Genomic DNA, 14,874 nt, shown 5'->3' on the forward strand with positions numbered 1-14,874 from the left:
GGGTTAGCTATAGTCCGCCGCCATGAAGGCCGGCAGGGCCTCGGCGTTGGCGGCCAGAGCGGCAAGGGCCGGGTAGTCGCTGTCGGCGACCAGGCCGGGGGCCGAATAATGCGTGAAACGCCAGGCCACCGCCACGGTGATGTCGGCCTGGGTCGGCCGCGCGCCGCACAGCCAGTCGTCGGTACCGACGTGCTGTTCGAGCACCGCGTAGGTGTCGCGGATCTGCCCTTCGACACGGCGTAGCCAGTCCGGATCGCGGTAGTCCTTCGGGCGCACCTTCATCTCATAGACCCGGTGCACGCTCTTTTCGGCCGCCGCCAGGCCCAGGCTGGTGAGCTGCAGGCAGCGCCGCAGGCCGGCCGCGTCGGACGGCATGAGGCTCTTGCCGGGCGGGGCGATGCGCTCCAGCCAGGCGATGATGTGGGTGCTGTCCACCATCACCTCGCCATCGTCGAAGACCAACGTCGGGGCCTTGACCAGCGGGTTGATGGCGTGGAATTCGTCGAAATTGCGGAAGACCGACAGGGATTGGTGCTCGAAGGGAGTCCCGAGCATCCGGGCGGTGATGAAGCTGCGTCGTACGAAGGGTGAATCCAGCATGCCGATGAGTTTCACGGAGTTCCTCCCAAGGTGGGCGAGTTGGCCGGGGTGGCTGAATTGGGCCTGGCACAGGCGGCCGCCGTGCGGCGCAGGCGGGCGAGGAGCGCGTCGGCTTCGTCGCGGCCCTTTGCCGGAAGGCGCGCCTCGTGGCCGCTGCCCAGGTTGCCGCCGCCGAAATAGATCCGGACCTCGTCGGAACGGACGTCCACGTACTGCACGATGCCCAGGTTGATCCAGCGCTGCACGCCGCTGTCGGACGGCAGCGGGAACAGGCAGAAGCCCCCCGAAGCGGCCTCCTCCGCCAGCACCGGCGCGGCCACCAGGCAGGCCGCCAGCCAGAGTATTCGACGCATCAGGCGATCCTCGTCAGCAGGAAACCGGCGATGTCGTGGAGGCTGGCCGCCACCGGCACACCGGCCGCCCGCACGTCGGCGGCGGGCTGCAGCAGGTCGGGCACCATCACCACCCGCGTGCCGGCCGCCAGCGCGCCGCGCACGCCTGCGTTGGAGTCTTCCAGCACCAGGCAGTTCGCCACCGGCACGCCGAGGCGTTCGGCCGCCGCCAGGAAGATGTCCGGCGCCGGCTTGCCGCGGCTCACCTCGTCGCCGCACACCATGCCGTGCACCCGCGGCAGCAGGCCCACCGCCGCCAGCTTGGGCTCGGCGCGGGAACGCCGCGTCGAGGTGGCCACCACACGGCCGAGGGACAGGCCGTCGAGCACGTCGAACAGCTCCACCACGCCACCCTTCAGCGGAATACTTCCGGCGGCGATGGCGGCTTCGTAGATGCGCCCGAAGGCGTCGTAGAGATCGGCTACCGGGTAGTCCTCGCCCAGGTGGTGGCGGATCACCTTGGGGCCGTCCTGCGAGTTGAGGCCGACCATCGCCAGCCCCACTTCGGCGCGCCATTCCAGCCCCAGCTCGGCCGCCGCCGCGGCGACGGTGGCGAGGGCCACGCGCTCGCTGTCGAGCAGCAGGCCGTCCATGTCGAAGATGATGCCGTGAATGTCCGCGGCAGCGAAGGGCAGCTCGAAACTCATGACAGGGCTCCCGGCCAACGTCCGAACGCCAGTGCCGCAGCGAGGACCAGGCCGTGCAGGTTGGCGGCGACGATGGTCAGCTTGAGGGCCGGCGCCAGCTCGGCCGGCTCGCCGGCATGGGCCAGCAGGTAGCGGGCGGCACGAAAGGAGAAGATCAGCGTCAACGCCGCGGCGGCGGCGCCCCGCGGCAGCAGGTTCTGCCCGGCCATCAGGACCAGCCAGCCATAGGCCAGCAGCACCAGGCCCAGGTAGGCCCACTTGGCAGTGTGCGGCCCGAGGCGGACCACCAGCGTGCGCTTGCCGGCCGCCTCGTCGCCGCGCCGGTCGGGGAACTCGTTGATGAACAGGCTGGCCGCCGTCAGTAGCGCGTAGGACAGGCCGGCGATCAGCGGCAGGCGCGAGAACTCGCCGCGCTGCACGAAGTCGCTGCCGACCACCATCATCAGCCAGCCCGCCGCCAGCGGCGGCGCGGCGCAGGCCCGGAAGAAGCCGGCATGGACGGCGAGCGCACAGAGGATCGTCAGCCCGGCCGTCAGGCCGTCGATGACGACACCGCTGCCCTGGGCCACGGCCAGCCCGATCAGGCAGGCGCACAGGCTCAGGCCGAGCAGGGTCGGGCGGATCGCCGGCATCGGGCGGGTGCGCAGGGACGGCGCGGCTTCGGCAGGATGGACAGGGGGCGGCATCGGCACGGACGGCGGTGAGACACCGTGCAATGCTGCGGCGCGCCGGGCCGGCGGTCAAGCGCGTGCCGCCGGCGGCCCGGCCGCCGGACGACGGGGCCGGACTCAAGCGCGGCGGCCTAACGGGCCGTCTTCGGCTCCTTCAGGATGTGCCGCGCCAGGCTCCAGCGATGCACTTCCGACGGGCCGTCGTAGATGCGGAAGGCGCGCATGTCCGACCAGATCCGCGCGACGATGGTCTCGGCGGTGACGCCCTGGCCGCCGAGGATCTGCACGCAACGGTCGACGACCCGCCATTCGGCTTCTGAGCAGATCACCTTGGCCATGCTCGACTCGTTCTTGCCCTTGCCACCCTGGTCGAGCACCCACGCGCAGTGCCAGATGGCCAGGCGCGCGCTGTGCAGGTCCATCTCGTTGTCGGCGAGCATGAAACCAACGCCCTCGTGCTCGCCGAGCGCCTTGCCGAAGGCCTGGCGCTTGCGTGCGTAGGCGGTGGCCACGTCGTGGGCGCGGCGGGCCTGGCCGAGCCAGCGCATGCAGTGGGTCAGGCGCGCCGGCGCCAGGCGCACCTGGGCGTAGCGGAAGCCCTGGCCGATCTCGCCGAGCACATCGGCGGCCGGCACGCGCAGGTTGTCGAAGCGCACCACGCCGTGGCCGCCGGTGAAGCAGGCGTCCAGCGCGTCCATGCTGCGCTCGACGGTGATGCCCGGCCGGTCCATGTCTGACAGGAACATCGTCGCGCTGCCGTCCTCCATCCTGGCCATGATGATTGCGTAGCTGGCGCCGGTCGCGCCGGTGATGAACCACTTGCGGCCGTTGATCACGTAATGGTCGCCATCCTTCACCGCGGTGGTCTGCAGCATCGACGGGTCGGCGCCGGCCCCCGGGTCGGGCTCGGTCATGCAGAAGCAGGAGCGGATCTTCCCTTCCACCTGGGGCTTCAGCCAGCGGTCCTTCTGGGCTGGCGTGGCGACGACCTCCATCAGGTGGATGTTGCCCTCGTCCGGCGCGGCGATGTTCAGCGCGGTCGGGCCAAGGGTCGAATAACCGGCCTCCTCGAAGACGATGGCCTTCGCGAAGTGGTCCAGCCCCAATCCGCCCAACTCGACGGACGCATGGGGCGTCAGCAGGCCGGCGGCCTTGGCCTTGGCGACCAGCTCCTTGCGCAGATCCTCACTGGGGCCGTGGGCGGTGACGCGGGGGTCCTTCTCGTAGGGGATGATCTCCTCGGCGATGAAACGCCGGGTCTTGTCCTGCAGGGCCTTGAGTTCGGCCGGGATGTCGAAGTTCATGGAGTGTCTCCGGGTCAGGCGAGGCCAGCCTGCTTGAGGTATTTGGGATTCGAGACGCGCAGCCGGGCGCTGATGTCGGCCAGCAGCAGGCTGCCGACTTCCGCCAGGCGCGCGTCGAGGCGGCCCGTGCGCAGGTCGCCGGCCAGGCGGGCGGCGAGCGTGTCGACGCCTTCGTCGTCCGCCGCTCCGGCGTACAGCCCGTGGCGCAGGGCCGACTCGGCGCGGCGCTGGCCAGCATCGGCCTGGATCTCGCGCAGCGCGATGGCCAGCGCGTTGGCGGCCATCAGCGCGGTGTAGTGGTGTTCCTTGGGCAGGTGGGGCAACAGCTCGTTGAGCAGGCCGTCGCGGGCGGTCTTCAGCAAGTCGGCGGCGTCGGGCAGGTTACGCATGGCGGGCACGCTCCTCTTCGATGGACTGGATTTCCTGGATCAGGTCGAGCTCGATCTCCGGCAGCATGCGGCCGGTCAGCGCCAGCTCCAGCGAGGGCTGCTCGCCGGACAGGTGGCGTTCGGCCTGCAGCAGCGCGATCACCGCCCAGCGCATCGTGCCCATCACCTTCCAGTAGGGCAGCAGATCGAGGTCGAAGGGCTGGCCGGCCACAGCCGCGTAGCCGCGGGCCAGCGCGGCGGCGCCGCCGATGCCGCCGACTTCGTGCTCCCACGCACCGAAGCGCCAGCAGCGCGCACACAGCCAGCCGATGTCCTCCAGCGGATCGCTCCAGCCGGCGAACTCCCAGTCGAGCACCGCCGACAGGTGGCCGTCGGCAACCATGTAGTTGCCGGTGCGGAAGTCGCCGTGGGTCAGCGTGACCTCGGTGCGCGCCGGGGCGTTCAGCTCCAGCCAGCGCAGCGCCCATTCGAGGGTCGGCTGGGGCCGGCCGATGGCGTCGATGCGGCGCCGGTATTCCGCTACCCGCGCCAGGGCCGGCGCGCCGTCCGGCAACGGCAGGAAGTCCAGCCCGGCGACCGGCGGACGCACCGCATGCAGGCGCGCCAGTTCGGCACCCAGCTCGGCCAGCAGCGCATCGCGCTCGTCAGCCGTCAGCTCGCCGCGCACCAGCGGGCGGGCGGCGGCGGAGCCTTCAGCCTTGCGCATCAGGTAAAAGTCTTTGCCCAGCCCGCCGGGCACGCCGCCGTCCCGGTACAGCCACAGGGGCTCGGGCACCGTCACTCCGGCGGCGAAGGCCACCTTCAGCACGGCGAACTCCTCGGCGCGGCCGAGGCTCACCGCCAGGCTCGACGGCGAGTCGGTGCGCAGCACCAGTTCGTGCCGCCCGTCCCACGCGCCGCCGCGGATCATCACGTCGAGCAGCAGGTTTTCCTGGATCGCCCCGCCGCCGAGGCGCTTGCAGCCGAGCACCTCCACCGCCGCCGCGCCGCTTTCCTGCAGCAGGAAGGCGGCGGCAAAGCCGGCAATGTCGGGTTGCCCGGTCGTTTCCGTTTTCGCGTCCACTGTCTGTCCTCTCCTTTGTTATGGGTGTGGCGCCTACACCGACAGCGCCTTGACGTGCTGGATCACTTCGCCGATGGCCTGCTGGGCCGAGCCGTACAGCAGACGGGTGTTGTCCTTGTAGAACAGCGCGTTCTCGATGCCCGAGTAGCCGGTACCCTTGCCCCGCTTGACGACGATGACGTTCTGCGCGAGGTCGGCGTTGAGGATCGGCATGCCGTAGATCGGGCTCGACTTGTCGGTACGCGCCGACGGGTTCACCACGTCGTTGGCGCCGATCACCAGGGCCACGTCGGCCTGCGGGAAGTCGCCGTTGATCTCCTCCAGGTCGAAGATCTTGTCGTAGGGCACGCCCGCCTCGGCCAGCAGCACGTTCATGTGGCCCGGCATGCGGCCCGCCACCGGGTGGATCGCGAAGCTGACGTCCACACCGGCTTCCTCCAGCAACTCGGTCATCTCCCACACCTTGTGCTGGGCGCCGGCCACCGCCATGCCGTAGCCGGGCACGATGATGACCTTGGAGGCGTAGCGCATCACCGCGGCGGCATCCATCGCGCCGACCTCCTTCTGCTCGCCCTCGACGGCCTCGCCGCCGGACGCCGCGCCGGAGATCGGCGTGAAGATCACGTTGGAGATCGGCCGGTTCATGGCCTTGGCCATCAGCTGGGTCAGCAGCGTGCCGGAGGCGCCAACCACGATGCCGGCGACGATCAGCGCCGGGTTGCCGAGCACGTAGCCTTCCATGCCCACCGCCAGGCCGGTGAAGGCGTTGAGCAGGGAGATCACCACCGGCATGTCGGCGCCGCCGATCGGCACCGTCAGCACCACGCCGAGGGCCAGGGCCAGCGCGAAGAAGCCCAGCACGTGCTGCGGCGCCGGTGTGTCGGCGGCGACGATCAGGTAGCCGAGGGCCACCGCAGCCAGCGCCAGCAGCACATTGGCGGCGTTCTGGGCCGGCAGGCGCCAGGCCTTCTTCATGATGCCCTGCAGCTTGGCGAAGGCTACGCAGGAGCCGGAAAAGGCCACCGAGCCGATCAGCGCGCCGCACACCGCCAGCGTGGTCGCCACGCCGCCATGCACTTCGCCGCGGGCGAACTCCAGCGCCGCGATGGCCGCCGCCGCGCCGCCGCCCATGCCGTTGTAGATGGCCACCATCTGCGGCATGTCGGTCATCGCCACCTTCTTGCCGGAGATCCAGGCGACCACCGTGCCCAACGCGATGGCCAGCGCCATCAAGCCGAAGTTCTGCATGCCCGGCCACGCGAAGGTGACCAGCGTGGCGGCGATCATCGCGTAGCCGGCCCACACCACGCCGCGGCGGGCGGTGACCGGCGAGCTCATCGCCTTCAGGCCGAGGATGAAGACCACCGCCACCGCGAAATAGGCGGCCTGGATGAAACCGAGAACGGGAAACTGTGCGCTCATTGGGCGCCCTCCTTCTTGCCTTTGAACATGGCCAGCATGCGTTCGGTGACCACGTAGCCGCCGGCCGCGTTGGCGGCACCGAGCAGCACCGCGGCGAAGCCGATCGCCAGTTGCAGCGGCTCGGCCGGATCGGCGCTGCCGAGGGCCACCATGCCGCCCACCAGCACCACACCGTGGACGAAGTTGGAACCGGACATCAGCGGCGTGTGCAGGATCACCGGCACGCGGGAAATCACTTCGTAGCCGGTGAAGCCGGCCAGCATGAAGATGTACAGATAGACCAGACCTTCCATTGCGTTCTCCTGGTTCAGAGGCCGAGGGCCTGGCGGACGCCGGCGTGGCGCACTGCGCCGGCGTGGGTGAGACAGGCGCCGGCGATCACTTCGTCGTCCCAGTCCAGCGCCACGGCGCCGTCCTTGACGAAGGGGCTGATGAAGTTGAAGTAGTTCTTGGCCAGCATTTCCGAAGCGTGGGCCGGCATGCGGCTGGCGATGTGGGTCGGGCCGACGATCAGCACCTCGCCGACCCAGGTCTTCTCGCCGGCCACCGTGCCTTCCACGTTGCCGCCGGTCTCGGCGGCCATGTCGACCACCACCGCGCCGGCCTTCATGCGCGCCACCATGTCGGCGGTGATGATCACCGGCGCCTTCCTGCCGGGAATCGCCGCAGTGGTGATCAGCGCGTCGCACTGGGCCACCGCCTTGGCCAGGCGCTCGGCCTGCTTGGCCTTTTCCTCGGCGGTCAGCTCGCGGGCGTAACCGCCGCTGCCGGCCGCCGACACGCCGGTGTCGACGAACTTGGCGCCGAGGGATTCGATCTGCTCGCGGGTTTCCGGGCGCACGTCGTAGGCCTCGACCATCGCGCCGATGCGGCGGGCGGTGGCGATGGCCTGCAGGCCGGCCACGCCGGCGCCGATGACCAGCACGCGGGCCGGGCGGATGGTGCCGGCAGCATAGGTCAGCATCGGGAAAAAGCGCGGCGAATGGTCGGCGGCGATCAGCGCGCATTCGTAGCCGCTCACCGCGGCCTGGCTGGACAGCACGTCCATGCTCTGGGCGCGGCTGATGCGCGGCAGCAGCTCCAGCGCGAAGGCGGTAATTTGCCGCTCCGCCAGCAGGCGCGCCCGCGCCGCATCGCCCCAGGGCTGCAGCAGGCCGACCAGCACGCAGCCCGGCTTGAGGGTGGCAATCAGTTCGGCGGACGGCGGTTGCACGCAGCACAGGATGTCGGCACCGGCATACGTCTCGGCGGCACTGGCGACGAAGGTCACGTCGGCGAAGCTGTCGTCGCGGTAGTGGGCCGGGCGGCCGGCGCCCTTCTGCATGAGGAGGCGGGCGCCGAGGTCCTGGTATTTTTTGGCCACGTCCGGCACCACGGGCAAGCGCCGTTCGCCGGGCAGGGTTTCTGCTGCAAATCCGATGGTCAGAGGCATCTGCCGGTTCTCTTGTGTGAACACGCTCCCGCTCGTTCCGGTCTGTCCCCTTTCTTCTGGAAGAAAGTCCAGGTTGCCCGCATTGCGCGGACAACCTGGCAAAATGCCTGCAAGCGCTAGGGAGAGGGTCGCGCTTACCAGCAGGGAGACACACCTTCCGACACACAACAAAACAAACCGTCGTGTTCGTTTTTTTATATTACGAACAAAAAAGCCGGCTGCCAAGTCCCTCGATGAAATTTCTGCGGGTCGGCAGCATCGACACTCCCCTTCCCTTCCCTTCCCTTCCCTCTGTGGGGCGAATTCATTCGCCCGCGGACTTCGTCGAGCCGGCTGAGGGCGAATGAATTCGCCCCTACGGTTTACTGCCTCATGACTTCAGCTGGGGGAAAGACACCCGGGTTGTGGGGCGCCCAGCCAGGCAATCACCCGGAGCAACACAAATAACAAACCATCTAGATTGTTTGTTTGATACCATCGATCCGCCCCGCCGGCTTCCACCGGCGAAGACCAACCCGCATACGGAAAAGCAGACCATGACCCAGCGTGAAATCCTCGTCGTCGGTGCCGCCCGCACCGCCATCGGCACCTACGGCGGCAGCCTCAAGGACATTCCCCTCTGCCGGCTCGGCACCACCGCGATCAGTGCCGCGCTAGCCCGCTCCGGCGTCGATCCCCGCGAGGTTGGCCACGTGGTGATGGGCAACGTGGTGCCCACCGAGCCCCGCGACGCCTACCTGAGCCGCGTCGCCGCGATCGATGCGGGCATCCCGCAGGAAACCCCGGCCTTCAACGTCAACCGCCTGTGCGGCTCCGGCCTGCAGGCCATCGTGTCGGCAGCCCAGGCCATCCTGCTCGGCGACACCGACATCGCGATCGGTGGCGGCGCCGAATCCATGAGCCGCGGCCCCTACATCATCCCGACCCTGCGCTGGGGCGCCCGCATGGGCGACGCGCCGGTCCTCGACTACATGAACGGCATTCTCCACGACCCGTGGGAGAAGGTGCACATGGGCATCACCGCCGAGAACGTCGCCGCCCGCTACGGCATCAACCGCGAGATGCAGGACGCGCTGGCGCTGGAAAGCCAGCAGCGTGCCGCCCGCGCCATCGCCGAGGGGCGCTTCCGCGAGCAGATCGCCGCGGTGGAGGTGAAGACCCGCCAGGGCGCCGTCATCTTCGACACCGACGAACACGTACGCCCCGACGTCACCCCGGAAGCGCTGGCCAAGATGAAGGCGGTCTTCCAGAAGGATGGCAGCGTCACGCCGGGCAATGCCTCCGGCCTCAACGACGGTGGCGCGGCGGTGGTGCTGGCCGAGGCGAAACGCGCGGCAGCGCTCGGTCTCAAGCCGCTGGCCCGTCTTGTCGGGTATGCTCACGCCGGCGTCGAACCGCTGTACATGGGCATCGGCCCCGTTCCCGCCACCCGCCTGGTGCTGCAGCGCACCGGGCTGTCCGTCGCAGATCTGGACGTCATCGAGTCCAACGAGGCTTTTGCAGCCCAGGCCTGCGCCGTGACACGGGAACTGGGCCTCGATCCGGCCCGCGTCAATCCCAATGGCTCGGGGATCTCCCTGGGCCATCCGGTGGGAGCGACCGGGGCCATCATCACCACCAAGGCCATCTACGAGCTCCACCGCACGGGGGGCCGTTATGCCCTGGTGACCATGTGCATCGGTGGCGGACAGGGCATCGCCGCCATCTTCGAACGCGTTTAAAAAAGTCTTTAAAAAACTACGCAAACAGGAGCAACAGCATGGCAATTCAAAACATCGGCGTGATCGGCGCCGGCACCATGGGCAACGGCATTGCCCAGGTCTGTGCACTGGCCGGCATCAACGTGGTGATGGTGGACATCTCCACCGAAGCCGTCGAGCGCGGCGTCAAGACCGTCGCCGGCAGCCTCGACCGCATGGTCAAGAAGGAAAAGATCAGCGCCGCCGACAAGGACGCCGCACTGGCCCGCATCCGCGGCACCACCGCCTACGCCGACCTGGCCGCCACCGAGCTGGTCATCGAGGCCGCCACCGAGAACGAAGGTCTCAAGCTGCGCATCCTCAAGGAAATCGACAGCATCGTGCCGGCCACCACGCTGATCGCCACCAACACCTCGTCGATCTCCATCACCAAGCTGGCCGCCACCGTGTCGTCGCCGGAGCGCTTCATCGGCATGCACTTCTTCAACCCGGTGCCGATGATGGCCCTGGTCGAACTGATCCGCGGCCTGCAGACCTCCGACGCGACACTGGCCGCCGCGCAAGGCTTCGCCACCGCCATCGGCAAGACCCCGATCACCGCCAAGAACAGCCCGGGCTTCGTGGTGAACCGCATCCTGTGCCCGATGATCAACGAAGCGATCTTCGCGCTGCAGGAAGGCCTCGCCACCGCCGAGGACATCGATGCCGGCATGAAGCTCGGCTGCAACCAGCCGATCGGCCCGCTGGCCCTCGCCGACCTGATCGGCCTGGACACCATGCTGGCGGTGATGGAAGTCTTCTACGACGGCTTCAACGATCCCAAGTACCGCCCGGCCCCGCTGCTGAAGGAAATGGTGGATGCCGGCTACCTGGGCCGCAAGAGCGGTCAGGGCTTCTACAAGTACGACTGATAGTCCCGGGGGCGCCTGCGGGCGCCCTTACCCGCCGGTGCCGGTAGCCACATGTCCGGCCCCGGCGGGCCGACTGCCGGTGGGCCACGCCCTGCCGGCACACCGGAGCCTGCCCATGCCCGCCCTAACCGGCACCGCCTGCCGCCGCCGCATCTACCTGATGCGCCACGCGGAAGTCAGCTATTTCAGCGCCGACGGCACGCCCTTCGACCCGCGCACCGTCCCGCTCACCGCCCGTGGCCGCGATCAGGCCGCCGCCAGCGCCACGCTGCTGGCCGACATTCCCTTCGACCTGGCCGTCTGCTCGGGCCTCACGCGCACCGTCGAGACCGCCCGCATCGTGCTCGGCGAGCGCACCCTGCCGCTGGCCGAGGAGCCGCGCCTGAAGGAAGTCCGCGCCGGCCGCCTGCGCGAGATTCCACCGGACGAACAGGAACAGGAGATCGGCTACGCCTACGAGAGCGCCGCCGATCCCGACGGCGCCTTCATCCGCGGCGAACGCTGGCAGGATCTGGCAAGCCGCGTACACGCCGCCTGGGACGAACTGATCGCCCGCGACGACTGGACCAACGCCCTCGTCGTCGCCCACGACGGCGTCAACCGCGTGCTGCTGACCCACGTCACCGGCGCCGGCCTCCCCGCCATCCGCGCCATCGAGCAGGACCCGGCGTGCATCAACATCATCGAGCTCGACGTGGCCGACGGCCGCGTGCGGCGCGCCTGGCTGCGCGCAGTGAACATCACCCCCTACGACCCGCTGCGCGCCGACGACCCGCTGATGGTGATGGAGAAGATCTATCGCCGCTTCCGCGCGCACTGACGGACGAGGCGCGCATCACGACGCACAGGTAAGATCACAGAAAAACAGCCCGACCTGTTTCGAGGCTGAGCCCATCCACAAAGGAGCGAGACAACAGCATGAACACATCCCAACGCCTGGCCGGCCGCGTGGCCATTATCACCGGCGCCGCCTCCGGCATCGGCCGCGCCACCGTCGAACTGTTCGCCGCCGAAGGCGCCGCGGTGGTGGCCGTGGACCGGCCCGAATCGGCAATCCTCAACGTCTACGCCGGCCAGCCGCGCATCGCCGCGCTGGCGGTGGACGTCACCGCCGCCGACGCACCGCAGCAGATGGTCGCGCTGGCGCTGGAGAAATTCGGTGGCCTCGACATCCTCTTCAACAACGCCGGCGTCGTACCGGTCTCGCCGGTTTCGGCGATGCCCGACGAGGACTGGGCGCGGGCCTTCGAGGTGAACGTCCACGCCGTGATGCGCACCTGCCGCCACGCCATCCCGGTGCTGATCGAACGCGCAAAGACCACCGGCCGCGGACGCATCATCAACACCGGCTCCATCCTCGCCCACTTCACCGACCACAGCTGCGGCGCCTACGCGGCCTCCAAGCACGCCGTCGCCGGGCTGACCAAGACCATCGCCAAGGAAGTCGGCCGCTTCGGCATCACCGCCAACTACCTGCTGCCCGGCGCCATCGAGACCAACATGACGGCCGGCCTCTTCGCGGTGCCGGAAGTCCGCGCCCAGTGGGAACAGGCCGCCGCCGTCAAGCGCCTCGGCCGCCCCGAGGACATCGCCCGCGCCGCGCTGCTGCTGGCCAGCGACGAAGCCGACTTCATCACCGGCCACGGCCTGGTGGTGGACGGCGGCGTCACCGTCACCGCCGGCCCGCAACTGCCGATGTAAAAAGCCTTTCGACAACGACAACAGGAGACCCCAGCATGAGCGACAGCCCGATCATCGAAAGCCGCGACGGCGGCATCCACCGCCTGCACTTCAACCGCCCGAAGGTCCTCAACGCCATCGACACCGCCACCGCCCAGGCCCTGCTGGCCGCGCTGCGCCGCCTGCAGGACGACCCGGCGCTGCGGGTGCTGATCCTCAGCGGCGAAGGCCGCTCCTTCATGGCCGGCGGCGACATCGCCCAGTTTCGCGACGACCCGGCGGCGGTGCCCAACACGCTGATCGCGCCGCTCAACGAGAGCATGCAGATCATCGCCAGCCTGCGCGCGCCGGTGATTGCCAGCATCCAGGGCCCGGTGGCCGGCGCCGGCATGAGCATGGCGCTGGCCTGCGACCTGGTCGTCGCCGCCGACACCACCCGCTTCAACTTCGCCTACGTCAATCTGGGCACCTGCTGCGACCTCGGCGCCTCGTGGAGCCTGCCGCGCACCGTCGGCCTGCACAAGGCACTGGAGATCGCGCTGCTGTCCGACCCCATCGACGCCGCCGAAGCCCAGCGCCTGGGCCTCGTAAGCCGCGTCGTGGCGGCCGACCAGCTGGCGGAGGAAACCGACAGGCTGGCCCGCCGTCTGGCCACCGGCGCGCCGATCGCCCAGGGCACCCTCAAGCAGCTGATGCGCCGCTCCATCGAACGGGACTTCGCCGGCCAGCTGGATGCCGAACGCCAGGGCTTCGCCACCTGCGCGGCAACGGAAGACTTCAAGGAAGCGGTCAACGCCTTCCTCGAAAAGCGCCCGGCCACCTACACCGGCCGCTGAGCTGCCGCCCGCCCCCCACACCGGCCACCGGCCGCGCGGGGCACGACGGGCTTACTCCTCGGCCATCCGCACGATCTCCTCGGTGGCCTTGGAGGTCTGCATCGCCAGCTTGCCGACCTCTTCCGCCACCACCGCGAAGCCGCGTCCGGCCTCGCCGGCGCGGGCCGCCTCGATGCTGGCGTTGAGGGCCAGCAGGTTGGTGCGCTTGGAGATGTCGGCGATCACCGCCGACACATCGAGGATCTGCCGCATGCTGTGGGCCATGCGCTCGCGCTGCTCTTTCTGCAGCGCCTCGGCGGCCTTTTCGGCGGAAATGTCGCGGAAGGAGCCTACACAGCGCACCGGCCGCCCCTGGGCATCACGCTCGGTGCACGCGCGGCCGCGGAACCAGCCATAGTCGCCGCCCTTCTTGCGGATGCGGTATTCGGCGACAAAGGGCGTCCTGCCCGTGTGATCGCACAAGTGGCGGTGCAGCGCCGCGCCGACCCAGGCCAGGTCTTCCGGGTGGATCACCGCGGTCCACGCGTCCATCTCGTCGGGAAAGTCCGCCGTGCCGGTGTAGTCCAGCAGGCGCCGCATCTGGTCCGAGTAGCGCACCCGGTTGGCCGGATGGGCCGGATCGCCGTCCACGATGCGCACCGTCCACGTGCCCTCGGTCAGCGCAGTGCCGGCCAGGCGGGCATCGGCCAATTCATCCTCCAACGCTGCCAGGCGTTCTTCCAGTTCGACGCGGCTCGCGCCTTCGCCATCGGCGGCACGCCGGGTCACTTCCAGTTGCAGCGCCAACTCGTCGCGCTCCGCATCGAGCAGCGCCTCGCTGCGCTCCAGCTCGGTGACACGGGCGGTCAGCGCGGCGATCTGCACTTCCAGCGCCCGTTCGCCGGCGCGGATCTTTTCCGCCAGCGTCTGCAGCCGGCGCTGCGTGGCCTCCGGCAGCGCCGCGTCGGCACCATTCAGCCAGTGGCTCATGCCGTCCCGCTGCGCCGCCTCCAGCGCGTGGTCCAGCCTGTTCAAAGTCCTGCGTGCGGAAAGGAACATCTATCGCTTCTCCTCCGGGTGGAACGTGGCGTTCCTTGTTGGTATGGTTTTTTCGGGCCCGGGCTCACCAAGTCTCGCCGAAGGGCCGCAGCTCGTGCAGGAAGGTCCATGCGCTGCGCGCCTGGTGGGCCAGGTGCCAGATCTCGTCGGCGATGGCGGCGGGCTGCATGAAGAAGCTGTCGGGGCGCTCGCCAAAAGCGCGGCGGGTCCATGGCACGTCGATCACCGCGTCGATCACCACGTAGGCCACGTGCACGCCCTGCGGCCCCAGGTCGCGGGCCATCGACTCGCACAGCATGCGCTGGGCGGCCTTGGTCGGCGCCAGGCCGGCAAACAGTGCGCGGCCGCGCAGTGCGGCGGTGTTGCCGGTAACGACGATGGCGCCGTGGCCGGCGGCGATCATGTCCGGCGCCAGCGCGCGGGCCAGGTGCAGCAAGGCCATCACGTTCACCTGGAAGCCCCGCTCCAGCACCGCCGGGTCGATGTCCATGAAGCGCCCGCGGGCGCCGGACACGGCGTTGTGCACCAGCACCGACGGCGTACCCAGCTCGGCGCGGATACGCGCCAACACCGCATCCACCGCCGCCGTGTCGGTGACGTCGCAGGGGTAGGCCCGCGCTTCCGGCAGTTCCGCCGCCAGCTCGGCGAGGCGCCCGGCGTCGCGGGCCAGCATCGCCACCCGGTAGCCGCCAGCCACGAAACGCCGCACCGTGGCGGCCCCGGTCCCCGGCCCGACGCCGGTCACGACGGCCACCGGCCGCATATCGCTATTCATCAGACGGTCTCCCG

General features: G+C 69.4%; 17 protein-coding genes. 5 read left to right on the forward strand and 12 right to left on the reverse strand.

Translation table 11 applies throughout. The features are described 5' to 3' along the window. Nucleotides 1–3: 3 nt before the first annotated feature. The 10 genes from AC3QL2_RS09560 to AC3QL2_RS09605 all read right to left on the reverse strand — a co-directional run bounded on the left by AC3QL2_RS09560 (nt 4) and on the right by AC3QL2_RS09605 (nt 7,920). Entirely contained in the window at nt 4–615 is a 612-nt protein-coding gene (locus tag AC3QL2_RS09560; protein ID WP_493233299.1) for a glutathione S-transferase family protein, read from the reverse strand. Then, a complete protein-coding gene (locus tag AC3QL2_RS09565; RefSeq protein WP_493233300.1) occupies nt 612–953 on the reverse strand; it encodes a hypothetical protein in 342 nt (113 codons plus the stop codon). Before AC3QL2_RS09565 ends, AC3QL2_RS09560 begins: the two co-directional genes overlap by 4 nt. Further along, entirely contained in the window at nt 953–1,639 is a 687-nt protein-coding gene (locus AC3QL2_RS09570) for an HAD family hydrolase (RefSeq protein ID WP_493233301.1), read from the reverse strand. The genes AC3QL2_RS09565 and AC3QL2_RS09570 overlap by 1 nt, the downstream gene beginning before the upstream one ends. After that, entirely contained in the window at nt 1,636–2,325 is a 690-nt protein-coding gene (locus tag AC3QL2_RS09575) for a prenyltransferase (protein WP_493233302.1), read from the reverse strand. Before AC3QL2_RS09575 ends, AC3QL2_RS09570 begins: the two co-directional genes overlap by 4 nt. Before the next feature lie 116 nt (nt 2,326–2,441). Beyond that, the gene (locus AC3QL2_RS09580; RefSeq protein ID WP_493233303.1) at nt 2,442–3,614 is read right to left on the reverse strand and encodes an acyl-CoA dehydrogenase family protein; all 1,173 of its coding nucleotides are present in this window, start codon (nt 3,612–3,614) and stop codon (nt 2,442–2,444) included. A gap of 14 nt (nt 3,615–3,628) precedes the next feature. After that, a complete protein-coding gene (locus tag AC3QL2_RS09585) occupies nt 3,629–4,003 on the reverse strand; it encodes a DUF6285 domain-containing protein (protein ID WP_493233304.1) in 375 nt (124 codons plus the stop codon). After that, nucleotides 3,996–5,066: a phosphotransferase family protein gene (locus tag AC3QL2_RS09590; RefSeq protein ID WP_493233305.1), complete on the reverse strand. Its 1,071-nt coding sequence runs from the start codon at nt 5,064–5,066 to the stop codon at nt 3,996–3,998. Before AC3QL2_RS09590 ends, AC3QL2_RS09585 begins: the two co-directional genes overlap by 8 nt. Nucleotides 5,067–5,099: 33 nt before the next feature. Continuing rightward, on the reverse strand, nt 5,100–6,488 hold the full coding sequence (locus tag AC3QL2_RS09595; protein ID WP_493233306.1) for an NAD(P)(+) transhydrogenase (Re/Si-specific) subunit beta: 1,389 nt from the start codon (nt 6,486–6,488) through the stop codon (nt 5,100–5,102). Beyond that, complete coding sequence (locus AC3QL2_RS09600; protein ID WP_079435238.1) at nt 6,485–6,781, reverse strand: NAD(P) transhydrogenase subunit alpha part 2; 297 nt, start codon at nt 6,779–6,781, stop codon at nt 6,485–6,487. Before AC3QL2_RS09600 ends, AC3QL2_RS09595 begins: the two co-directional genes overlap by 4 nt. A gap of 14 nt (nt 6,782–6,795) precedes the next feature. Continuing rightward, nucleotides 6,796–7,920: an NAD(P) transhydrogenase subunit alpha gene (locus AC3QL2_RS09605; RefSeq protein WP_493233307.1), complete on the reverse strand. Its 1,125-nt coding sequence runs from the start codon at nt 7,918–7,920 to the stop codon at nt 6,796–6,798. Nucleotides 7,921–8,456: 536 nt separating this feature from the next. On the opposite strand from AC3QL2_RS09605, the gene AC3QL2_RS09610 reads away from it, so the two are divergent. From AC3QL2_RS09610 to AC3QL2_RS09630, 5 genes are all read left to right on the forward strand, one after another. Continuing rightward, nucleotides 8,457–9,641 carry an acetyl-CoA C-acyltransferase family protein gene (locus AC3QL2_RS09610; RefSeq protein WP_493233308.1) on the forward strand — a complete coding sequence of 395 codons (1,185 nt, stop codon included), beginning with the start codon at nt 8,457–8,459 and terminating at the stop codon, nt 9,639–9,641. Between the two features lie 38 nt (nt 9,642–9,679). Beyond that, on the forward strand, nt 9,680–10,531 hold the full coding sequence (locus AC3QL2_RS09615) for a 3-hydroxybutyryl-CoA dehydrogenase (RefSeq protein WP_481120073.1): 852 nt from the start codon (nt 9,680–9,682) through the stop codon (nt 10,529–10,531). Nucleotides 10,532–10,646: 115 nt separating this feature from the next. Beyond that, nucleotides 10,647–11,351: a histidine phosphatase family protein gene (locus tag AC3QL2_RS09620; RefSeq protein WP_493233309.1), complete on the forward strand. Its 705-nt coding sequence runs from the start codon at nt 10,647–10,649 to the stop codon at nt 11,349–11,351. 98 nt (nt 11,352–11,449) lie between these two features. Then, entirely contained in the window at nt 11,450–12,232 is a 783-nt protein-coding gene (locus tag AC3QL2_RS09625; protein WP_493233310.1) for an SDR family NAD(P)-dependent oxidoreductase, read from the forward strand. A gap of 35 nt (nt 12,233–12,267) precedes the next feature. Further along, the gene (locus AC3QL2_RS09630; protein ID WP_493233311.1) at nt 12,268–13,047 is read left to right on the forward strand and encodes an enoyl-CoA hydratase/isomerase family protein; all 780 of its coding nucleotides are present in this window, start codon (nt 12,268–12,270) and stop codon (nt 13,045–13,047) included. Between the two features lie 51 nt (nt 13,048–13,098). Here the strand turns inward: AC3QL2_RS09630 and AC3QL2_RS09635 are convergent, their stop codons facing one another. Together AC3QL2_RS09635 and AC3QL2_RS09640 are read right to left on the reverse strand one after the other, a co-directional pair. Continuing rightward, nucleotides 13,099–14,085 carry a PAS domain-containing protein gene (locus tag AC3QL2_RS09635; protein WP_493233312.1) on the reverse strand — a complete coding sequence of 329 codons (987 nt, stop codon included), beginning with the start codon at nt 14,083–14,085 and terminating at the stop codon, nt 13,099–13,101. Between the two features lie 64 nt (nt 14,086–14,149). Continuing rightward, nucleotides 14,150–14,860, reverse strand: a complete 711-nt coding sequence (locus AC3QL2_RS09640; RefSeq protein ID WP_493233313.1) for an SDR family NAD(P)-dependent oxidoreductase — start codon at nt 14,858–14,860, stop codon at nt 14,150–14,152. Nucleotides 14,861–14,874: the final 14 nt, after the last annotated feature.

The sequence above is a fragment of the Zoogloea sp. GW822-FHT05C07 genome, assembly GCF_058800215.1.